This window comes from Dactylosporangium sp. NPDC049742 (assembly GCF_040674675.1).
GTDB classification, from domain to species: domain Bacteria; phylum Actinomycetota; class Actinomycetes; order Mycobacteriales; family Micromonosporaceae; genus Dactylosporangium; species Dactylosporangium maewongense.
This window is the reverse complement of the sequence record NZ_JBFANF010000023.1, coordinates 147,262-166,136: the sequence shown is the minus strand read 5'-3', so window position 1 is coordinate 166,136 and position 18,875 is coordinate 147,262. Positions and strand designations below refer to the sequence as shown.

The window sequence follows — 18,875 nt, the reverse complement described above, 5'->3', positions numbered from 1 at the left end:
GCGGTGGACTGGCGACGGGGACCTTGTCTTCGTCGGCCGCGCCGACGAACAGGTGAAGATCCGCGGCTTCCGGATCGAACCCGCCAGCTCGCCGGGCCGCGCCGGACCGGCCGCCGCCCGGAGCAGCCCCGCCAGCGGCGAGTCCCCGATGTCGCCCGTCCGGCCCGGTCCGCCGCGTCCGTGGGCGTCGCCACGGCCGCCGGGCTCGCCGGTCATGCGCTGGAGGAGCCGCTGCGCCTCCGCCTTCGAACGCGCCCGGCGGCGCCACCAGCCCAGCATCAGGCGCCTTCCAGGTGGGCGTGGGGAAGGTCGGCGCCGGCGCCCGCGCCGGTGCTGCCGGCGGGGACCCGACGGGCGCTGACCTGGGGGTGCGCGGCGAGGCGGCGCAGGCCGCGCATGGCGGCGATGCGGACGGCACCGGGGCGTTTGCCGAGGACCTCGGCGGTGCCGGCGACGTCGAGACCGGCGACGACGCGGAGCAGGACCGCCTCGGCCTGGTCCTGGGGCAGCTCGCCGATGAGCCGCAGCGCCCACTCGGTGCCGGCGTGCTCGATGACCTCGGCGGCCGCGTCCGGGGCGGGCCGGCCGGACTCGACCTGGTCGCGGCTCTCCTCCCGGCGGCGCCAGACCCGGCGGCCGTCGTCGATGGCGCGGTGCCGGGCGATGCGGAACAGCCAGACCCGGAACGCGGTCGGGTCCCCCGCGAAGCGCGGCAGGTCCCTGACGACCTGCAGCCACGTCTCCGACGCCACGTCCTCCGCCGCGTCGCCGCACACCGCGTGCAGGTACCGTAGGACCGCCGGCTGCAGAGCGCGCCACAGCACGGCGAAACCGGTCTCGTCACCGCTTGCCGCCGCCCGTAACGGCGCGGCGAGGTCGGCGTCACGCACCGGCGTCGCCGACCGGGTGTAACGCGTCGCGAGCGCGGGCCGCCCCTTCGGGGACGAGCACCATCCGCGCATCGAGGGGGATCACCGTTGAGGGACCGACTGCCGCACCGAACAGGGCCGTGGGAGCGGACATGACCGACGCCTTCGCGACCGCGACCGTCGACGGCTGCGTCGTGGTCACCCCGACCGGGGCGCTCGACGTCGCCACGTCGCCCGCGCTGCACACGTGGGTGCACCGCTGCCTCGATGAGGGAGCGACGCTGCTCGTCCTGGACCTGTCGGAGGTGGAGTTCATCGACTCCACAGCATTGCGGGTCCTGGTGTCAGTACACAAGCGGTTGCGGGACACCGAATCGGGTGGATTCGCGGTGGTCTGCCCGCATGCCCGCATCCGGCGGATCTTCGACCTGACCGCGCTCGACCGCGTCTTCACCCTCACCGACACCGTCGACGAGGCCGTCATCGCCCTCAAGGCGCCCTGACAGACACCAGGCGCCGGGGACCGATGAAGGCCCCGCGCGGCACCGGCGTCACTGATGGGTGGCGCCGGCGTCGGTACCGGTCGGCGCCGGCTGCGGATGGCGCAGGCCGAGGTGGCCAGGCGGCAGGCTGCGGCGCAGCACCCACCAGCTCACGGCGAGGCACGCCGCGACCAGGGGCCAGGTCAGCACCACCTGCGCGGTGGCCAGCCACACCACGTGACCGGACCACCACAGCGGCACGAAGATCAGCAGCCGCACCAGGTACTGGCAGACCCACACCCAGCTCGCCGCCTGGTACGCCCGCAGCAGCGCCGGGTCGCGCCGCCACCTGGCCTTCTGCCCCAGCACGGTGCCGGCGATCAGGCCCAGGAACGGCCACCGGACCAGGATGCTGCCGGCCCACGCCAGGGCGCTCGCCGCGTTCGTCAGCAGCCGGACCAGGAAGAAGTCCTCGGCCCGGCCGGTGCGCAGCGCCACGATCGCGCCCAGGCAGACCAGCAGCAGGCTGACGACGGTCGCCGCGGGCGGGCGCCCCTGCCGCAGCCGCCAGACGGCGACGGCCGCGCCGGCGAGGACCGCGATCCCGGCCCCCAGAGCGATCGACCGGCCCCCGGCGAGCCAGCCCGCCACGAACCCGGCGACAGGGACGACGCTGTCGAGCGCCGCTCGCCGCCCACCGAGCAGGGTGGCGAGTGACTCGTCCCCGTTGTGCACCGTCCACACCTTTCAGCGGCCAGACCCAGGTAAGCCTGCCCTATCATGCCCGGTGCCGGACGGAGAGTCACGACCGCGGCAACGTGTCCGGGTCGATGAGGGCGGTCGCGTCCTCGCCGACGATGTCCTGGCGCAGCTGGTCGAGCCGGCCGAGCAGGCTGACGGAGTCGAGGACCACGACCGCGCTCGGGAACACCTGGTGGGTGCGCTCCACGGCGCCGGTCAGCGCCTCCCGCAGCAGCGTGTCGTCGGTCTCCTTGCCGTCGAGGAGGTCCTCCAGCAGCGCCGCGATCGACCGCAGCAGCGCGGAGAGCGTCTGCCGGTCCAGGGCCGGCGGCTGCCCCGCCCGGTCGTACAGCCGGTCGACGGCCAGCGACACCGACCTGATCTGCAGGCTGATCCGGACCAGGAACACCTGCTCCTCGTGCAGGGCGACGACCCGCTCCCCGAGCCGGACCGCGGCGACGTTGAGCCGGGCCGTCTCCTCGACCGCGGCGACCTCGGCCGCGGCGGCGGTGCTCAGGTCGGTCAGCCCCCGCGACGCTTTGATCCAGTCGTGCCCGTCCCGGGTGTCCAGGGGCGGGGTCCCGTCGCGGCGGTCGAGCTCGTCGGCGACGTCCCGCAGCACCGACACGCACCCCGCCGCCCAGACGGAGATGGCCTCGCAGGCCTGCCGCAGGCGCGGCCGCTCCGGCACGACCACGGCGACGACCAGCCCGACCACGCTGCCGATGGCGACGTCGATGAAGCGCCACTGCCCGTACCCCTTGGCGACCGGCGCCAACATGATCACCGCCAGCACGGCGATGGTGAGCTGGTTGCGCGCGAGCGGGGTGTTGGTGACCCGCCGGGCCAGGGCCAGTGCGCCGAACGCGGCGAGGGCGAGCGACCACCAGCTGAGGCCGAGGAACTTCACCCACCCGATCGCGACGGCCGTGCCGACCAGGTTGGCGAAGAGCAGCTGCACGCCGGTGGCGATCGAGCCGTACACACTGGCCTGGAGCGTCAGGATCGCGACGATCGGGGCGAAGAGCACCGCGACGTTGTCACCGAGCTGGCGGGCGAAGACCCAGGCCGTGGTCGCCGCGACAGTGGTCTTGACGACGGTCAGCCAGCTCGGGCGGCTCTTCGGCACGCTGGCCAGCAGCACGCCGAGCGGCTCGGTGACCGACGCACGCTTCGACCTGGCCGGATCCACAGAACCTAAGCCTACCGGCGCACCCGATAAGGTCGCAGCGTGCGCAGCTACGACCACCCCAACCTGTTCAACTTCCGCGACCTCGGCGGCTACACCGGCACCGGCGGCCGGACGGTGCGCTGGCGGCGGCTCTTCCGCTCCGACTCGCTCAGCCGGATCGACCCCGCCGACGCCGCGTCGTTCACCGCGGTGGGGGTGCGCACCGTCATCGACCTGCGCCGCCCGCGGGAGGTGGCGCGCGACGGGCGGGTGCCCGAGTTCCCCGGCCTCGCGTACCACCACCTGCACCCGGAGCACGCCGAGTGGGAGGACGCGCCCGACCAGGACGAGCCCAGCGACGCCCGCTGGCTGGCCAACCGGTACCTCGACATCGCCTACACCGGCGCCGCCGCGATGGTCGCCGCGGTCACCGTGATCGCGGCGGCCGACAACGCGCCGGTCGTCGTGCACTGCACCGCCGGCAAGGACCGCACCGGCGTCGTGTCCGCGCTGACCCTCGGGGCGCTCGGCGTCGCCGAGGAGGACATCGCCGAGGACTACGCGCTCACCGCCGGGGCGACCGGCCCCGCCATGGCGTACCTGCGCCGGATCAACCCGGAGATCGCGGCGATGCCGGAGCGGTACCTCGCCGCGCCCGCCGACGCGATGCGGCTCTTCCTGCGCGACCTGCACGGCCGGCACGGCTCCGTCCGCGGGTACCTGCTGGAGATGGGCCTGCCGGAGACGCACCTCACGGCGCTGGAGGAGCACCTGCTGGAGCCATGAATCTGACACCGCCGTGTCACCTGGGGGCCGTTACCGTAGGGGCATGATCGGCTCCACCGGATGGGCGGCCCCCGAAGCACTGCGTGCCGAGGGCGTCCAGCGTCGCACCAGCACCCCCGCCAAGTCGCTGACCGAGCCCCGCACGGCGGCCGGCCGCGATCCGGTCGCCGTGATCGCCGCCTCCAACGCTGAGCGCGTCGCCGAGCTGGTGCCCATCCGCGTCGGCCGCATGATCAGCTCCCCGTTCGCGTTCCTGCGCGGCTCCGCCGCCGTCATGGCCGCCGACCTCGCCGGCGGCGCCGACACCGGGTTCCACGGGTTCATCTGCGGCGACGCGCACGCGGCCAACTTCGGCTTCTTCGCCTCGCCGGAGCGGCGGCTCGTGATGGACGTCAACGACTTCGACGAGACCGTCGTCGGGCCCTGGGACTGGGACCTCAAGCGCCTCACCGCCAGCATCGTCAGCGCCGGCCGGGAGGCGGGCCTGCCGGAGGACGAGTGCCGCGACTCCGCCCGCGACTGCGCGACCGGTTACCGCCAGGCCCTCGCCGAGCTCGCCGACATGTCGCTGCTGGAGGCGTACTACCTGACCACCGACCACTCGACGCTGGAGCACTTCGGCATCGGCGACCTCGCCGACGTCTTCGACCGGGTCCGCAAGAAGGCGAAGAAGAACACCAGCCGCCGCGTCGCGCAGAAGTTCACCCAGCGCCTCGACCACGACGCGTGGCGCTTCACCCCCGACCCGCCGATCCTGGTGCCGCTCGACTCCACCGACTCGTTCCGCGTCATCGAGTCCCTGGACGGCTATGCCGCCACCCTCGAGGAGGAGATCCGCACCCTGTTCGGCCGCTATGCCGTCGTCGACGTCGCCCACCGCATCGTCGGGCTCGGCAGCGTCGGCCTCCGCTCGTATGTGGTGCTCCTGCACGGCAACCACGACGAGGCCCTCGTGCTGCAGGTGAAGCAGGCCCGCGCGTCCGCCCTCGCCCCCTACCTGCCACCCGCGCCCGAGCAGCACGCCGGCGAGCGGGTCGTGCGCGGCCAGCGCTGGATGCAGACCGTCAGCGACGTCCTGCTCGGCTGGACGAGCATCGACGGCGTGCCCTATCTGGTCCGCCAGTTCCGCGACATGAAGGGCTCGATCGACCCGACGACGCTGCGCGCCGGCCAGCTCGACGACTACGCCCGCGTCTGCGGCGTCGTCCTCGCCCGCGCCCACGCCCAGTCGATCGACCCACGCACCCTGTCCGGCTACTGCGGCGCCCCCGACACCGCCGACGGCGACGAGTTCGACGAGGGCTTCGCCACCTTCGCCGCCGCCTACGCCGACCAGACCGAAGCCGACCACGCCGCCCTCGTCGCCGCCGTCAACGCCGGCAAACTCCCCGCCACAACCGGCGTCTAGGTTCCGTCCCACGGACCATCGGGTCGGCTCGCTCCTGACTGTCCCACCCGAGGCGATCCGGCCCGTGCCGACCGGACTGCACTGACACCGCCGCCCGCTCAGCCCGTCCGCACCGGCCAGTGACGGGATCACCGCCATGCGATCTGCTGGGTGAGCCGGGCCGTGTCGCCGCGGCGTGCCTGCCGAAACGGCGCCGTATCGGCGGTTGCGACGGTGGACCGCCGACGACCCTGGGCAATGCTGAAGGAACGGGACGTCGCCCTCCCCGACGCGGACGGCGACATCGACTGAGCCGCCCAGGTCGACTCCACAGTCACGCGGGTGCGGCCAGTGCATCAGTGGCGCAACGCCGACAAGTCACAGCCACGCCAAGGGATCGACCGGTCGGTCGCGTCCGCGCTGGTGGTGTAGGAGGCGGTCAGCGCTGATCCGTTGTGGTTGATGTTAGGCGGCGGTCAGTTCGGTGGCGGTTCGGTCGGGTTGAGTTCCCTCGGTGGTGATGACGGTCGGGCGGGCTTTGGCGAGGATTTTCAGGCCCATGTAGCGGTGGCCCTCGGTCCACTCGTCCGTCTGCTCGGCCGGGACGGCGCCGATCAGGCGGATGACCGCGGCCCGGTTCGGGAAGATCCCTACGACGTCGGTGCGGCGGCGGATCTCTTTGTTCAGCCGTTCCTGCGGGTTGTTGGACCAGACCTGTTTCCAGACCTCCCGCGGGAAGCCGGTGAAGGCGAGCAACTCCTCGCGGGCGTCGTCGAGGTGGTCGGCGGCGTTCGGGAACCGTTCGGCGAGGGTCGCGACGGTGCGGGCGTACTGGGCTCGGACGGCGTCGACGTCGGGCTGGTCGAAGATTGTCCGGACCAGCGTGGCGACCCACGGCTGCGCAGATTTCGGGACCTTCGTGAGCAGGTTCCGAAGGTAGTGGGTGCGGCAGCGCTGCCACGCCGCGCCCGGCAACGCGGCCCCGATCGCCGCGACGAGGCCGCGGTGCGCGTCGGACACGACGAGGCGCACTCCGGACAGGCCGCGGGCGGTCAGTGAACGCAGGAACGCCAGCCAGCCGGCGCCGTCTTCATCGGAGGTGACGTCCAGGCCGAGGATCTCCCGCTGCCCGTCACCGTTCACGCCGGTCGCCACCAGGGTGTGAACGTTGACGATCCGCCCCCGTTCCCGCACCTTGACGACGAGGGCGTCCAGGGCCAGGAACGTGTACGGGCCGGCGTCCAGGGGCCGGTTGCGGAACGCCTCGACCTGCGCGTCCAGATGCGTTGCCATCTCCGACACCTGGCTCTTGGACAGGTTCGTGACGCCGAGCTGCTCGACGAGTTTCTCCACCCGCCGGGTCGACACCCCGAGCAGATACGCGGTCGCCACCACGCTGATCAGGGCCTGTTCGGCGCGTCGGCGGTGCTGCAGCAACCAGTCCGGGAAGTAGCTGCCCTGCCGCAACTTCGGGATGGCGAGCTCGACCGTGCCGGCCCGGGTGTCCCAGTCCCGCTGCCGATACCCGTTGCGCTGATTCGTCCGGTCGTCACTGCGCTCGCCGTAGCCAGCGCCGCAGACCGCGTCAGCCTCCACCGACATGAGCGCCTCGGCGAACGTCTTCACCATCGAACGCAGCAGATCGGGTGACGCCGAGCCGAGTTCCTCACGCAGGAACCGGCAGACGTCCACACTCTTGGGTGCGGTCATCGCTTGATCTCTCCTTCGCACTTTGGTCAGTTCGAAGGATCAAGCGGTGACCGCCTCTATCTCCTCAACCACCGCAAAGGTGGGCGATTCGTACACCACTCCCGTGGACGTGACCGACCGGTCCCGTGGCGGGCCGGCCAGTGAGGGCGGATCTGAGCCGGCCAACTGTCCCCTGCTGCCATGCTCGGCGTCCGGCCTGTCGCCACTGGCAGCAGCCGGGTCCGGTGTGGTGGAAAGCCGGCCGGGGGCGCGCCGGGCCAGTCCGGCACGGGGAAGCCATCGCCACGGCCCACACGCATACCCAGCGTGCTCGGCGCCCGGGCTGTCGCCGCAGGCAGCGACCTGGTCCGGTGTGTGGTGGAAGGCCGGCGGGGCCACGCCGGGCCGGCACGGCACGGGGAAGCCACCGCCGCGACCCACGCACACCCGGCGTGCTCGGCGCCCAGGCTGTCACCGCTAGTAGCGGCCGGTCCCGTCATGCAATCTGCGGGGTGAAGCGGACCGCGTCGCCGCGGCCTGACCTGCCGGAACGGTACGGCGCGCCGTCTCAGAGGTTGCGGCGGTGGACCGCCGACGACGCTGGGCGATGCTGAAGGAACGGGACGTCGCCCTCCCCGACGCGGACGGCGACATCGACTGAGCCGCCCAGGTCGACTCCACAGTCACGCGGGTGTGGCCGGTGCTCGTTCAGGGGCGCAACGCCGACAAGTCACAGCCACGCCAAGGGATCGGCCGGTCCCGTGGCGGTCTGGCCGGCTGGTGTGGACTTCAGCCGGCCAACTGACCCCCCGCTGCCGTACTCGGCGTCCGGGGTGTCGCCGCTGGCAGCGGCCCTGGTCCGGTGTGGTGGAAGGCCTGCGGGGGGGGTGCAAGGGCCAGTCCGGCGGCGGGATAGTCAGCCGCGACCCACGCATACTCGGCGTGCTCGGCGCCCAGGCTGTCACCGCTAGTAGCGGCCGGTCCCGTGTGGTGGGAGCAGGCGAGGGTCACGCTAGAACAGCCCAGCGTAGGGAAACCACCACACGACACACCCACAGCCGACGTGCCTGGCGCCACTGGTAGCGGCCGGCCCCATGTGGTGGGAGCCGGCGGGGGCCGCGCCGGGCCAGTCCGGCACCGTGGAAGCCACCGCCATCGCGGCCCGCTCAAAGCCGGCTTCGAAGCGCGGGCCGCGGTCGCGCAGCGGCAGTTATCTCGTGTGGGGCCAGGTGCGTGCGATGCTCCGCGCGGACCGCGCGGCCGGAGACGAGCAGCCCATGCCCGTCAGGGCCGGTCCCGGCGCCAGGCCCCGACGACCGACGCGCGATGGTCGTCGCCGCCGCAATGCCCCTTGACGCCGGTCGGATGACACCGAGATCGACCCGGCCGACCGGCCCGTGCCGGGCGTGTACGTCGTGATGCGTGGCCTCAGCAGTCACCCCGCCCACAGCCGGTCGCCCTCACAGCAGTGTCACCGATCTGGACTGCTCCGCCGGATGGGGCCCGGTGCGGTCCAGGCGCAGCCGCGACGGCGGGCGACCGTGGAGTGTGAGCGGCGCGGCGTCGAGGCATACCGACACTCAAGCACAGGGGTACGACAGAACATCCCGGCCGACGTTCGGGAGCTAGTGCTTCGGGCGGGCGCCGAGGTTGGGGACGACGGCTCGCTGGGTGACTGCGGACATGCCCAGGACCGTGCCGGCTGGGCCGTCGACGGTGTCCTCCACGAGGTAGCTGCGCTCGCCCAGGTAGTCGAACGTGCGCTCGTCGAAGATCCATTCGTGGCGCCAGCTCTGGTCGGTGTGGGCGACCGCGATGCCTGGGCGGCCGGCTGCGTCGGTGACGCCGCGGATCACCTCGACGTCTGGGATCTTCGCCGCGGCGCGGTACAGGGCGGCCCTGATCTGTGGGGGGACGAGGGACTCGCGCAGGATGTCGCCGATCGCGGTGAACACGGCACTGTCCGGGTCGTAGCCCTGGCCGGTGTGCCGCTCGTAGAGCTTCGCCAGCAGTTCGTCCGGGTCGGCGGGCAGGTCGACGGCCTGCGCGTTGGGTGTCATGTCCGGCAGCTTCCGCGTCGAGGGGATGGCGCCGATGAGCGGCACGTCGTAGAACGGCTGGCGGACCTGGCCGTCGCCGCGGTGGAAGAGCGGGATCCAGATCTCCCGTTCGTGCACCGGCTGGAGGCGGGCCGGGCCGTTGCCCACCTCCGAGTACGCGACCCGGCTCTTGACGTAGAGGTACTCGCCGCCGCTGGGCGAGGGGCCCGGCTCGCCGGTCGCCGCCGCGGCCATCCGCTGCAGCAGCAGCGTCGCGGCGCCGTGGTCGCCCTGGGCGACGGTGACGACCAGCGGCGCGCTGACCGGGGCCAGCGAATAGGCGACCACGCCGGCGGCGAGGGCGACGGCGAGCACGCCCGCCGGCACGAGCAGCAGCGCCCGCCGGGAGCGCCGGGCCGGCCGGTGGATCTCGTTCACCAGGTGGTGCCGCAGCGCCTGCCGGCGGGCCGCGGGCAGGACGGGCACGGGCGGGGCGGCGGGGGTGGTCTGGTCGTTCATCGGTGCTCTCCCTGCTCGACGGAGTCCGGCTGCTGTGTCAGGGCCCGCAGCCGGGTCCTGGCCCGTGACAGCCGGGAGCGCACGGTCCCGACGGGGACGCCGAGGGCCTCGGCCGCCGACGCGTAGTCCAGCTCCGACCACACGCAGAGCAGGAACACCTCCCGGTCCGCCCGGCTCAGCGCCCGCAGGGCCGCCACCGCGGCGGCCAGCTGGTCGGCGTCGTGCATCCGGGCGATCACCTCGTCGGCGAAGTCCGGGACGGTGTCGCGCAGCGGGAGCCGGCTCAGCGCGTCCCGGTGCCGGCGGGCCGCGCGGCGGCGGTTGCGCAGCACGTTGGTCGCGATGCCGAGCAGCCAGGGGCGCAGGCTGCCGCCGTCGGGGTGCAGGGTTTCGCGGATCCGCCACGCCTCCAGGAACGTCAGCGACACCACGTCCTCGGCGTGCGCCGGGTCGCCGATGCTCCACACGGCGTGCCGGTGCACCGCGTCGGCGTGCTCGTCGAAGAGCGCGCCGAAGGCGTCGGCGTCCCCGGCCCGAATCCGGACCCGCATTTCAGCTGTCACACCTGGTACCTGTCCGCGGCCGGCGCCGGGTTCCCTCCCCCACGGCACGAATTCTTCTCGCTTGTGGGATTGATCGACTGCTGACACACTGCACACCGCGCACGTTCGCGGGGGAGGCATTGACGTGGTGCGATCACGGATGGTAGCTGTCGCGGTGGTACTGCTGGCGGCGGTGACGGGTTGCTCGGCCAGCGTGCCGGCCGGGGTCGACAAGGACCTCGTCAACGGGTGGGCCATGATCCCCGAGGCGAAGGTGCCCGAACCGAAGGTCGGCGACTGCTGGACCACCTCGACCCCGACCGTCGACGACATCGTGACGGTGCCGATCGCCACGGTCGCGGCGCCGTGCAGCGGCTCGCACATGGGCGAAACCGTGCACGTCGGGCACTTCACCGGTGCCACGGCCGACGCCGAGACGCCGCCGACGCTGGACAAGATCGCCGACACGTACGCCGCGTGCGAGGCCGAGGTCACGAAGTTCCTCGGCGGGTCCTGGAAGCTCGGCAGGGCGCGGCTGCTCGTGTACCCGCCGACCACCACCCAGTGGCGGGGCGGCGCGAGGTTCTTCCGGTGCGACGTGGCGGCGCTGAAGAGCCACGACGGCTACTTCGAGGAGGGGACCGCGTCGTTGCAGGGCAGCCTGCGGGCCGGCAGCGAGCGGCTGTACGGGTGCATGGCCCTCGTCGGCGGCATCGACAGCTGGAGCGACCTGACGCCGGTGGCCTGCACCGCGCCCCACGACGCGGAGTTCATGGGGCTCATCGCGTCGAAGTCCGGCACGTACCCGGCCAGCCGGGACGCGTCGAAGGCGGCGTTCGACACGGCGTGCGTCGACCAGATCCGCAGCTACACCGGCGGCGCCATCAACCCGCTCGCGAGCGCCAAGGCACGCTACTGGTACCCGCTGGTCGCCGTGAACGCGCAGGAGTGGGGCGCCGGCAACCACAGCGCGCACTGCTTCGTGCTGCTGCCGAAGAAGATCAGCCGCACGTTGAAGGGCAACGGCAGCAAAGGCATCTGAGCGGCTGCTGAACGCATTCAGCAGTGTCGACGCCGCTCCGGATCGGCCCCGTGCGGCAGACTGGTCCCGGGCAGCGCTGGTCTGGAGGGGGTTCGTCTTGGACGGGGGCGGATGACGGCCGGCCGGGTCACGCTGCTGGACGTCGCGCGGCGGGCCGGCGTCTCGCGCACGACCGCCTCGTTCGTGCTCACCGGCCGCCGCGACATGCGCATCTCCGCCGACGCCGAGCAGCGCGTGCTGCGCGCCGCCCGCGAGCTGGACTACCGGCCCAACCTGACCGCCCGCAGCCTGCGCACCCGCGTCACGCAGACCATCGGCCTCGTGTCGGACACGATCGCCACCGACGCCTTCGCCGGCGAGATCATCCGGGGCAGCACCGCCACCGCGCTGACCCGCCAGCACCTGCTCTTCATCGGCGAGACCGAGGGCGACCCCGCCACCGAGCAGCGGCTCATCCAGGACATGCTCGACCGTGGCGTCGACGGATTTCTCTACGCCGCGATGTACACCCGCGAGATCCGCATCCCGTCGGCCCTGCGCGGCCATCCCGTCGTCCTCGTCAACTGCGTCGCCGGCGGCCGTCGCGCCGTCAGTGTCGTCCCCGACGAGCTCGCCGCGGGCCGCTCGGCCGCGTCGGCGCTGCTGGCCGCCGGCCACACGGGCGGCATCCACATCGTCGGTGAGTCGGCCGCTCACGTGTACGCCGCCCGCAACCGCCGCACCGGCATCGACGAGACCCTGGCCGCCGCCGGCCTGCGCGTGGCGGGGACGGTCGAGTGCTCGTGGTGGCCGGAGCCCGCGTACGAGGCCGTCCGCGCCTTCCTCGCCGGCGGCCCGCGCGCGACGGCGCTGATCTGCCTCAACGACCGGCTCGCCATGGGCGCCTACCAGGCCGCCGCCTCCGCCGGGCTGCGCATCCCGGACGACCTGTCGGTGGTCGCCTTCGACGACTCGGACCTGGCATCGTGGCTGCGGCCGCAGCTGACGTCGGTCGCCCTCCCCCACTTCGAGCTCGGCCGCCGCGCCGTCGAGCTCCTCCTGGACCCGGACCGCGAGCCCGGCACCCACCTCGTCGACATGCCCCTGCGCTCCCGCGCCTCCATCGCCCCACCCCGGCTGCCGTAACCCCGCGAGCGGTCAGGCTCCCGGGCGAGGATGGGGTCCGGCGATGGCCATGACATGTTGAAGACCGCCCAGCGACCCGGCCGTCGCTCACTCCCCAACCCCGCGAACGCCTGCGCACCGCCGGGCCTTGAGCAACGGCCTGGGAACCCTGCAGGCGCGGCACCTGGCTGCCGCCAACGGTCCAGCGCAGCAGCGCCGACCTCCGGCTCAGTTCATTCACTGCGGACGTCGTGTGTCGGCACCGCATGACACCACCGCCCCGACACCGCCAACGGCATGGTCCCGGCAGACTGCGCCGAGCTGAGATCGCCGACGGACCATCAAGGAAGGACCATCAAGGAAGCGGCGGGCGGCGACCGCCGGATGCGGCGCGCACGTGCGGTCCCGGCCGGCGCGTCACGCGCGGCTGTGCGCCGCTTGCGGCGTGTCGAGGTGTGGGTGGGCGTCTCCGCCGGATGGGGGAATGACACCGGCTAGCGAAAGGGCGGCGGCGCGGCCGGCGCGGTTGGCGCCTACGGTGCTGGCGGAGGGGCCGTAGCCGATGAGGTGGACGAGGGGCTCGCGGGTGGTGGCGGTGCCGGTCATGCGGATGCCGCCGCCCGGCTCGCGCAGGTGGAGCGGGGCCAGGTGGGTGAGGGCGGCGCGGAAGCCGGTGGCCCAGATGATGACGTCGGCGGGCTCGAAGGTGGTGCCCCACATGGCGCCGGTGGGGACGAGGCGGTCGAACATCGGGTGCCGGTCCAGGGCGCCCTTCGCGAGGGCGGCGCGGACGAGGGTGGTGTACCCGAGGCCGGTCACGCTCACGACGCTGGCGGGTGGCAGGCCGGCCGCGACCCGGGCGGTGACCGAGGCGATCACGGCGCGGCCGTGGTCCTCCGTGAACTCGCCGTCGTGGAACACGGGCGGGCGGCGGGTCACCCAGCGGACCGAGGCGGCGACGCCCGGCAGCTCGGAGAGGACGTGGACCGCGGAGTTGCCGCCGCCGACGACGATGACCCGCAGGCCGGCGAACTCGGCCGGGCCGCGGTACGCCGCGTAGTGCAGCTGCCGCCCGGCGAAGGTGCCCGGATAGGTGGGGATGTAGGGGCGCGTCCAGGTGCCGGTCGCGTTGACGATGGCTCGCGCGTGGAACGGGGCGCCGGTCGTACCGACGACGAAACCCGACGAGGAGGACGGGCGCGACACCGAGAGGACCCGCACCGGACGCCGCACATCAAGTCCGAAATGTCGCTCATAGTCGGCGAAGTACGCGGCGACGACGGAAGCCGCGGAGCCCGAGGACGGCGGGGTGAACGGCAGGCCCGGCAGGTCGAAGATCCGGTGCAGCGAGGACGCGTCGAGGGACGGTGCGCGGTGCTGCCAGGCGCCGCCCGGTGCGGCGTCGGCGTCGAGCACGACGTGGTCCAGGCCGAGCCGGCGCAGGTGGTACGCGGCCGAGAGGCCCGCCTGCCCGGCGCCGATCACCACCACATCCGCGTCCACGACGAGGAGAACCCCGCCGCGGACGCGGATGTTCCGCGAGGTGAGACAGCTAACGCGTCACTTGGCCTTGCCCTTGGTGAGGCCCCAGGCCGCGGTGTTCAGGGTGTCCTCGACGCCGACGAGACCCTCGTTCGGGAAGAACTCGTCGTCGCCGAAGTCGTAGTCGAAGTCGTCCGCGGTGCCGCCGATGTTGTCCGGGCCGACCCCGAAGAGGCCGGGGAACGCGCCGCCGGCGTCCATGAGGTTGGGGGTGGAGTTCAGCGGGTCGGTGTGGAAGTTGCCGTAGAGGTGACCCGCCTCGTGGGTGATGACGTTGCCCAGCGCCCGGCCGATGAACTTGATCTTGTTGCTGGCCGGGGTGATGTACGTGTTGAGCGAGGCCGCGCCGCTCGGGTCGCTGAGGACGTCGAGCAGGACGATCGCGCTGTCCTCGGTGGCGTAGTTGCCCGGGTCGATGAACTGCGCGATGCCGATGGTGTCGATGCCCGACTCGGCGATCGTGCCGCCGACGACGATGCGGTGCACGTTCGGCTGGCCGAACGGGTCCGGGTTGTCGCGGCTGTTGAGGATCTTCAGCCCGAAGCGCGGGTCGGTGCCGCGCTCCTTCATGTCGGTGATGATGTTCTCCTTCACCGCCGCGATGACCTCGTTGATCACCTTGTTCTCGTCGGCGGCGCTCAGCCCCCACTTGCCGAGGAACCCGGCGAGCGGCGACAGGGTGCGCACCCCGGGGCCGCCGAAGATGGCGGTGTTGATCCGGGCGCCGTCGAAGTCCAGGAAGAGCGTCTGGACGGTGCCGTTGTCCTGCGCCTCAGGTCCGGGGCGATAGGCCTCGAGGGTGATGTCGTACAGGCCGGCGTTGCCGCCCACCTCCACGGTGAACCGGCCGGTGGTCGCCGCGACCTGCGACACGACCGCGTTGCCGCCGCCGGGCAGCGGCGAGCTGGGCGCGTAGATGAAGCTGGCGTCCTGCTCGGAGCCGAAGACGATCCGGCCGGACGGGTCGCGGACGGTCAGCCGGGTGCCGACGCCGGTCACCGAACCGCCGAGGACGTCGCCGGCGAGCAGGTCGACGGCGTAGAAGTCGCGGTCGGGGAAGGCGAGCGTGGCGGTGAGCAGGTACGGGCCCTCGCTGCCCGACCCGAGCCCGCTGCCGGAGTCGAACGGGTCGGCGGGGAACACCGTGCCGGTGCCGAATCCGGAGATGAGCAGGTAGTAGGTGCCGGACGTGGTGAACGTGAAGTCCAGCAGGCTGTCGAGCCCGGGTCCGCCGTCGTCGTCGGTGCCGACGAGCTCGCCGGTCGCGTCGTACAGGCCGATGACGGTGTCCAGCGGCCCGCTCGGCGTGTCCGTGCCGGCGAGCAGCTGCTGCCCGGCGAGCGCGGTCACCTTGATGAAGTCGAAGTCGCCGGTGTCGTCGCCGGCGCTGCCGTGCGGGCCGTCGCCGATGTCGCCGCTGGTCGAGATGCCCCGGCGGCCGGCGCCGAGCAGCAGGTCCGACGCGATCGGGATGGCCCCGTTGTCCTCGGCCGGCGCGGAGACCGTGGTCGGACTGACCGTCTCCGGCGACAGCTGCCCGAGCACGCGGGCCCGGTTGTTCAGCTTCTTGGCGGTGCCGAAGCCCTTGACCAGCTCCGCCGTGGCGTGGCTGTCGTTGGACCCGAACGTCCCGCGCGGCTCGGCCTCGTCGTGCAGCAACGGCGACGTCGCCGCCGCCGTCAGTGAGTTCTTCTTCAGGTTGGCCCGTGCGGCCGCCTGCTGCTTGGCCACCTCGGACCAGTAGTACTTGTCGACCTTGCTGGGATCCTTCAGCAGGGCGGTGTAGGGGTTGACGGCGTTGGCCGGGGCCTTCAGGGTGCCCTGCTGCTTCGGTACGACCTGAATCCCCGCGGCGAGCTGGCGCTTGATGCCGTCGCTGAGCTCCTTGGACGGTGCCGCCGCGGCGGGACTCTGCGGCAGCGCCACCAGCGCCGCGCCCACCAACCCGGCGACGGCGAGACTCGCTAGCCTTTTCCTCACTTGGCCTCCCCATTGAGTCAGGCGTTTCGTGCACGCTATGGCCTGCAAGGTCGTTTACACCACCCCCAATGCTTGTCAATACAGGATTTAACAGATCCAATGATCAACGCCTATGTCGACGGCGTGTTGATCACGACCCTCGCGGCTCGCCTAGAGTGTTGGGGTGTCTCACGCCCCCAGCCCCACCCAGCGCCTCCTGACCGCCGGCGACGTGACCACGCTGCTGCGGCAGCGGGCCGGCCTGACCGTCGTCCACTGTGGACCGCTGAGCGGCGGGACGTTCGCCGCCGTGTGGCGCGCCACGCTGGATGACGGGCGGGACGTGGTGGCGAAGGTCGGGCCGCCGCCGGAGGTGCCGCTGCTGCGGTACGAGCGCGGCGTCATCGCGGCCGAGGCGCGCTACTACCGGGCGGTGGCGGCGAACACGGCGCACGTACCGGTGCCGCCGGTGCTGCACGCGGACGACGACGTGGTGGTCGTCGGGCTGCTGCCGGGGCGGCCGCTGACCGAGCTGCCGGACGAGACCGCCGGCGAGGCCGTGCGCGAGCAGCTCGGGGTCGCCCTGCGGCACCTGCACGGGGTGACCGGCCCGCACTTCGGCTACGAGGGCACCGGGCGGGCGTCGGGGGCGACGTGGTCGGCGGCGTTCACCGCGATGACCGCCGACCTGCTCGCCGACGCCGCCGACTGGGACGTGGAGCTGCCCGTGCCGGCCGGCGAGGTGCTCGCCACGATCGAGCGGCACGCCGGCGTCCTCGACGAGGTCGAGCGGCCCGCGCTGGTGCACTTCGACCTGTGGGACGGCAACGTGCTGTGCGAGGCCGACGGCTCCGCCGGCCGGCTCACCGGTCTCGTCGACGGGGAGCGGTACTTCTGGGGCGACCCGCTGTACGACTTCGTGTCCACCGCGATCGGCCGGAGGATGGAGGAGCTGCCCGAACACCCGGTTCTGCGCGGGTATTACGGCGCCACGCCGCACACGTTCACGCCGTCGCAGCGACTGCGGCTGATGCTGTACCGGATGCAGTTCTCCGTGCTGCTGCTCGCCGAGATGCCCAGCCGCGGCATCACCGGCGAGGAGGCACGCGGGCGGCGCGATTGGGTGACGCCGCAACTGCTGGCCGACCACCGGGATCTAGGTCCGGTCGGCCACAGTGTGGTATAGAGGACGCTACATACGGTAAGGATGTCGATGGGTAGACGGCAGGTCCTGATCGCCGCGGCGTATGGCGCGCTGATGGCGGTGCTGGCCTGCACGCTGTTCATCGCGCCCGAGCTCGACTCCGTCGCCTGGGCCGGGATCGGCCTGTGCGGCGCCGGAGCCGTGCTGATCGGGGTACGGCGGAACCGGCCGCGGCGCCCCGGGCCGTGGTGGGCGCTTGCCGCCGCGCTCATGGCGATGACGGCCGGCGACTCCCTCTTCGGGCTCGTCGCGGGCGCCGCCACCGACCCGCCGCCCCTCGCCGACCTGTTCTACCTGGCGATGTTCCCGTTCGTGGCGGCCGCGCTGATCGGGCTGACCCGCGCCTCGTCGACGCTCGCCGACCGGGCCGGCCTGCTCGACCTGCTCGCCCTCGCCAGCGCCGCGCTGCTGGCCGGCTGGGTGTTCATCGTCGGGCCCAGGCTCTCCGCCGACGGGATGACCGGGACCGAGTGGTCGATCCAGGCGGCGTACACGCTCGGCGACGTCGTCGTGCTGGTCGTGACGGTCCGGCTGACCCGCGCGGCGCCGCGCAACCCCTCCGCGATCCTGCTCACCGCCGGCGCCGCCGGGATGCTCGTCGGTGACGTGGCCTACGGCCTCGCCCAGTCCCGCGACGGGCTGGCGCCCGGCGGACCCGCCGACGCCGCGTACCTCGTGCTCTACGCGTGCTGGGGCGCGGCGGCACTGCTGCCGTCGATGGCCCGGCTCACCGCTCCCCCGCCCGCTCCCGCGGCGGCGGACACCCCCGACCGCGGGCTCGGCATGCCGTGGCTGCTCGGCGCCGTCGCGTTCGCGCCGCTGGTCCTGCTGGCGCAGGCGCTGACCGGCACCGTGCAGGACGGCCCGATGATCGCGGCGGTCGCCGGCATCACCCTCGCGCTCCTCGTCACCAGGCTCAACGACGCCGTCCGGCACCACGCGGAGGGGCTGCGCCGCGAGCGGACCCTGCGGCACGCCGGCACGGTCCTGGTCAGCGTCACCGACGCGGGTGCGGTCGCCGTCGCCGTGCGGACCGCGGTCCGGGAGCTGCTGCCGGCCGACACGCCGCACATCATCGTCGTCGACTCGAGCCTCACCGACCTGCTGCCGCTCAACGAGCTGTCCGCGCCGCGGATCGTGCCGGTCGGCGCGACGCCGCCGCTGTGGCAGGAGCGGCTCGGCGAGTTCGGCGACGTGCTGATCTGCCCGCTCGACGCGGCCGTGCTGTACATCGCCGCCGAGCGCAGGGACCTGCGGACCGTGCAGGACGCGGTGACCGTGCTCGCCGGCCAGGCGGCGCTCGCGCTCGCCCGGATCGCGCTCACCGAGGCCGCGAGCCGCCGCGACAGCGACGACTACCTGCGGGCCGTCGCCGAGCACACCAACGACGTCGTGATCGTCCTCGACGACGACGAACGGATCCGGTACACGAGCCCGTCGGTGACGGAACTGCTGGGGATCTGGCCGACGCCGTTCGCGACGCTGCGGGAGATCGTGGCGCCCGACGACCGGGAGCAGGTCGACGCGACGCTGGGGGTGGCTCTCGTCGGCGGCCGGGACGGCACCCGCGACACGTGGAGCCTGCGCCGCCCCGACGGCACCCGGGTGCTGGTCGAGGTCCGCTTCCGTGACCTGCGCGACGACCGGCTGGTCCGCGGCCTGGTCATCACGATGCGTGACGTGACCGAGCAGCGGCGGCACGAGCTGGAGGTGCTGCGCCGCCACTGGGAGGCCACCCCGGGCGCGGCCAATCGGGACAATTCATCCCGCAAGTATCAGTAGTCGTCTCCAGTTCGTGT

At 72.8% G+C, this 18,875-nt stretch carries 15 protein-coding genes and 1 pseudogene; 7 read left to right on the top strand and 9 right to left on the bottom strand.

The features are described 5' to 3' along the window. Together AB0J72_RS27185 and AB0J72_RS27180 are read right to left on the bottom strand one after the other, a co-directional pair. Positions 1–279 (bottom strand): annotated as a pseudogene (locus AB0J72_RS27185) (hypothetical protein); the annotation flags it as partial. Then, positions 279–962: an RNA polymerase sigma factor gene (locus AB0J72_RS27180; RefSeq protein ID WP_363403316.1), complete on the bottom strand. Its 684-nt coding sequence runs from the start codon at positions 960–962 to the stop codon at positions 279–281. The gene AB0J72_RS27180 and the pseudogene AB0J72_RS27185, both read right to left, overlap by 1 nt. A 59-nt stretch (positions 963–1,021) precedes the next feature. Between AB0J72_RS27180 and AB0J72_RS27175 the strand changes: the two genes are divergently transcribed. Beyond that, positions 1,022–1,372, top strand: a complete 351-nt coding sequence (locus tag AB0J72_RS27175; RefSeq protein ID WP_344502324.1) for an STAS domain-containing protein — start codon at positions 1,022–1,024, stop codon at positions 1,370–1,372. A 48-nt stretch (positions 1,373–1,420) separates the two neighbouring features. Here AB0J72_RS27175 and AB0J72_RS27170 read toward each other — a convergent pair whose 3' ends face one another. Next, positions 1,421–2,086: a DUF3159 domain-containing protein gene (locus tag AB0J72_RS27170; RefSeq protein ID WP_363403313.1), complete on the bottom strand. Its 666-nt coding sequence runs from the start codon at positions 2,084–2,086 to the stop codon at positions 1,421–1,423. Positions 2,087–2,153: 67 nt separating this feature from the next. Continuing rightward, the gene (locus AB0J72_RS27165; RefSeq protein ID WP_363403311.1) at positions 2,154–3,284 is read right to left on the bottom strand and encodes an aromatic acid exporter family protein; all 1,131 of its coding nucleotides are present in this window, start codon (positions 3,282–3,284) and stop codon (positions 2,154–2,156) included. A gap of 39 nt (positions 3,285–3,323) precedes the next feature. Between AB0J72_RS27165 and AB0J72_RS27160 the strand changes: the two genes are divergently transcribed. Both AB0J72_RS27160 and AB0J72_RS27155 read left to right on the top strand, forming a co-directional pair. Then, positions 3,324–4,049 (top strand): tyrosine-protein phosphatase, encoded by a 726-nt coding sequence (locus AB0J72_RS27160; protein WP_363403309.1) that lies wholly within the window; start codon positions 3,324–3,326, stop codon positions 4,047–4,049. Positions 4,050–4,092: 43 nt separating this feature from the next. After that, a complete protein-coding gene (locus AB0J72_RS27155) occupies positions 4,093–5,457 on the top strand; it encodes a DUF2252 domain-containing protein (protein WP_363403307.1) in 1,365 nt (454 codons plus the stop codon). A gap of 444 nt (positions 5,458–5,901) precedes the next feature. Here the strand turns inward: AB0J72_RS27155 and AB0J72_RS27150 are convergent, their stop codons facing one another. The 3 genes from AB0J72_RS27150 to AB0J72_RS27140 form a co-directional block, all read right to left on the bottom strand. Further along, positions 5,902–7,146, bottom strand: a complete 1,245-nt coding sequence (locus tag AB0J72_RS27150; protein WP_363403305.1) for an IS256 family transposase — start codon at positions 7,144–7,146, stop codon at positions 5,902–5,904. Positions 7,147–8,750: 1,604 nt separating this feature from the next. Beyond that, on the bottom strand, positions 8,751–9,683 hold the full coding sequence (locus AB0J72_RS27145; protein ID WP_363403303.1) for a CU044_5270 family protein: 933 nt from the start codon (positions 9,681–9,683) through the stop codon (positions 8,751–8,753). Next, positions 9,680–10,234 carry a sigma-70 family RNA polymerase sigma factor gene (locus AB0J72_RS27140; protein ID WP_363403301.1) on the bottom strand — a complete coding sequence of 185 codons (555 nt, stop codon included), beginning with the start codon at positions 10,232–10,234 and terminating at the stop codon, positions 9,680–9,682. Before AB0J72_RS27140 ends, AB0J72_RS27145 begins: the two co-directional genes overlap by 4 nt. Before the next feature lie 151 nt (positions 10,235–10,385). Here AB0J72_RS27140 and AB0J72_RS27135 point away from each other — a divergent pair, with 151 nt between their 5' ends. Beyond that, positions 10,386–11,267, top strand: coding sequence for a septum formation family protein (locus AB0J72_RS27135; RefSeq protein ID WP_363403299.1), 882 nt, complete (start codon positions 10,386–10,388; stop codon positions 11,265–11,267). Positions 11,268–11,378: 111 nt separating this feature from the next. Then, positions 11,379–12,392: a LacI family DNA-binding transcriptional regulator gene (locus AB0J72_RS27130; protein WP_363403297.1), complete on the top strand. Its 1,014-nt coding sequence runs from the start codon at positions 11,379–11,381 to the stop codon at positions 12,390–12,392. A 396-nt stretch (positions 12,393–12,788) separates the two neighbouring features. Here AB0J72_RS27130 and AB0J72_RS27125 read toward each other — a convergent pair whose 3' ends face one another. Next, positions 12,789–13,874, bottom strand: coding sequence for an FAD-dependent oxidoreductase (locus AB0J72_RS27125; protein WP_363403295.1), 1,086 nt, complete (start codon positions 13,872–13,874; stop codon positions 12,789–12,791). Positions 13,875–13,931: 57 nt separating this feature from the next. Then, complete coding sequence (locus tag AB0J72_RS27120) at positions 13,932–15,893, bottom strand: hypothetical protein (protein ID WP_363403293.1); 1,962 nt, start codon at positions 15,891–15,893, stop codon at positions 13,932–13,934. Between the two features lie 163 nt (positions 15,894–16,056). Between AB0J72_RS27120 and AB0J72_RS27115 the strand changes: the two genes are divergently transcribed. Both AB0J72_RS27115 and AB0J72_RS27110 read left to right on the top strand, forming a co-directional pair. Then, complete coding sequence (locus AB0J72_RS27115; RefSeq protein WP_363403291.1) at positions 16,057–17,058, top strand: aminoglycoside phosphotransferase family protein; 1,002 nt, start codon at positions 16,057–16,059, stop codon at positions 17,056–17,058. 27 nt (positions 17,059–17,085) lie between these two features. Next, a complete protein-coding gene (locus tag AB0J72_RS27110) occupies positions 17,086–18,858 on the top strand; it encodes a PAS domain S-box protein (RefSeq protein ID WP_363403289.1) in 1,773 nt (590 codons plus the stop codon). Positions 18,859–18,875 lie beyond the last annotated feature (17 nt).